Genomic DNA, 1,934 nt, shown 5'->3' with positions numbered 1-1,934 from the left:
CACCCATCCACACGGCCAGGAGCACCGCCGCGACCACGGCCACGCCGCCCGGCGCGAGCACCCAGCCCCAGTTGACTTGGCCGGCTCGGGCTCATCGAGGGCGTCGAGGCGGCGACGCACATCTCGGCTCACGCGCTCGGACGGGTAGTCCGCGAGGATCTCCGCGTCGGACTCGCGCAGCGCAGCCAGGACCTGGTCCGGATCCTCGCCGGCGGCCTCGAGCTCGGCCCGGACGCGCGCGGCCGTCTCGGCGTCGAGCTCCCCGAGGGCGAGGCGCTCGACGAGCAGCGCGGGCGGACGCTTGGACGAGGAGCTCACCGCAGCCCTCCCGCCCCGGCGGCGCGCATGTCCTGGCTCTCGAGGGCCTCGAGGCTGGCCTTGAGCTTGCGCAGGCGCTTGCGGACCCCGGAGACCGAGAGACCGACGGTGTCGGCGACCTCCTGGAGGGTCATGCCGTCGTGGAAGTGGAGCACGGCGATGGTCCCGGTCGACACCGGCTCGCGCCCGAGCACGCGGTCGAGCATCGCGCGAGCGGCTGCCCGGGACTCGTCGCTGCTGTCCGAGGCCGCCGCGATCCGCCCGAGCAGCTCGGTCTGGGCGTCCTCGGGCCGGCGCTTGCGGCTGCGGATCTTGTTGAGACACACGTTCGTGGCCATGCGGTAGAGGAGACTCGAGAGCCCGCGATCCTCGAGCCGCTCGTGGTTGCGCAGTAGCTGGACGAACACGTCTTGCATGGCGTCGGTGGCCTGTTGTTCGTCGTGGAGCATGGCGCGGCAGCGGCGGAGGACCATGGGCCCGTAGCGTCGGTAGGTGGCTTCGACGTCGATTGCCATGAGGCTCGGGCGTCCGGGGGCTGCAACACCGGGGCGCCCCGGGAGTGTCACCCGTTTTTTTGCCAGAACCAGGGAACGGGGCCCACAGCCAGCCCGTGCCAGTGCGCTATCGCGCACATGTGGGCCCGAAACCCTCCCGAGAACACCCGGGGAAGCCCCTGGCCACGACTTTTTCAGCCATTTCTTCCACTCCAGGAACTTTTCCCAGCCCAGCGCGTCGACGAGACAGCCGACTCCATGACCTGCGCCGAAAGCTCTCCCGCGACCGCTCTGCTCGACAACCCCTTCCTGATCCTCGAGCTCGACCCCGACTGCAGCCGCGCAGAGGTCGAGCGCGCGGGGCAGAAGTTGATGGCGATGTTGGAGGTCGGCCTGGCCGGGGCCGATCGCTACCCGACGCCTCGGGGAGATCGCCCCCGGGACGCCGACAGCGTGCGCGAGGCCATGGCCCAGCTGCGAGATCCCCAGCGGCGCCTCTACCACGAGCTGTGGGTCTCCTCGGACGCGGCGCCCGTGCAGCTCGCCGCCGATCTTGCTCCGGGCCTCGAGCCCAGCGGCGATCCAGACTTCGATCCGCCGACCCCCTCACCGCGCGCTTCGGGCTTCGCGGCCCTGCGCGCCCTCGGTTGGAGGCGCTGACATGTCCCTGCTCCCCCTCGTCTTCGCCACCATCTGCCTGCTGCTCCCGACCATCCTGCACCGCTGGGAGCAGGTCGGCGTGTCTCCCCACATTCCGCCGAAGGAATGGGCCCGCGGGCTGTGGTCCGTGGTCCTGGCGCTGATCCTGAGCTTCGTCGGCGCCCTGTGTGCGCTCTCGCTCGGCCGCGGCAACCTGGCCAGCGCGATCCCCCTCGCGGTGATCGTGCTGCTGCTCTTCCCCTGGCACCTCACCCGCTACGTGCTGATCCCCCTGGGTCGCTGGCGCGGCGCCTGGCACCTGGCTCAGGTCGCGGGCTGGGCGTGGCGCGGCGACGTCCCCGGCGGGCAGCTGGTCGCGGGCGCGTGGGCGGTGCTCCGCCAGCGTCGCCCCAGCCCCAGCGCCATCGCCTTCCTGACCGCCGAGCGCGACGTGCTCGAGCCCCTCGGGGCGACGGGCGTGCT

3 protein-coding genes and 1 pseudogene are annotated in these 1,934 nt (G+C 71.9%); 2 read left to right on the top strand and 2 right to left on the bottom strand.

All coding sequences use genetic code 11. The features are described 5' to 3' along the window. Positions 1-318: pseudogene (locus tag PPSIR1_RS41350) on the bottom strand (hypothetical protein); the annotation flags it as partial. Beyond that, positions 315-833, bottom strand: coding sequence for an RNA polymerase sigma factor (locus PPSIR1_RS41345; protein WP_006977313.1), 519 nt, complete (start codon positions 831-833; stop codon positions 315-317). The gene PPSIR1_RS41345 and the pseudogene PPSIR1_RS41350, both read right to left, overlap by 4 nt. Before the next feature lie 237 nt (positions 834-1,070). Here PPSIR1_RS41345 and PPSIR1_RS41340 point away from each other — a divergent pair, with 237 nt between their 5' ends. Further along, positions 1,071-1,472: a hypothetical protein gene (locus tag PPSIR1_RS41340; RefSeq protein WP_006977312.1), complete on the top strand. Its 402-nt coding sequence runs from the start codon at positions 1,071-1,073 to the stop codon at positions 1,470-1,472. 1 nt (position 1,473) lies between these two features. Then, a partial coding sequence (locus PPSIR1_RS41335; protein ID WP_006977311.1) for a hypothetical protein occupies positions 1,474-1,934 on the top strand: 461 nt, incomplete at its 3' end.

It is taken from the genome of Plesiocystis pacifica SIR-1, assembly GCF_000170895.1.
Lineage (GTDB): Bacteria > Myxococcota_A > Polyangia > Nannocystales > Nannocystaceae > Plesiocystis > Plesiocystis pacifica.
This window is presented reverse-complemented; position numbering and strand designations above follow the sequence as displayed.

Coding starts and splice junctions, on each gene's coding strand:
- PPSIR1_RS41340 (WP_006977312.1), top strand. CDS start 1,071: ATGACCTGCGCCGAAAGCTCTCCCGCGACCGCTCTGCTCGACAACCCC.
- PPSIR1_RS41345 (WP_006977313.1), bottom strand. CDS start 833: ATGGCAATCGACGTCGAAGCCACCTACCGACGCTACGGGCCCATGGTC.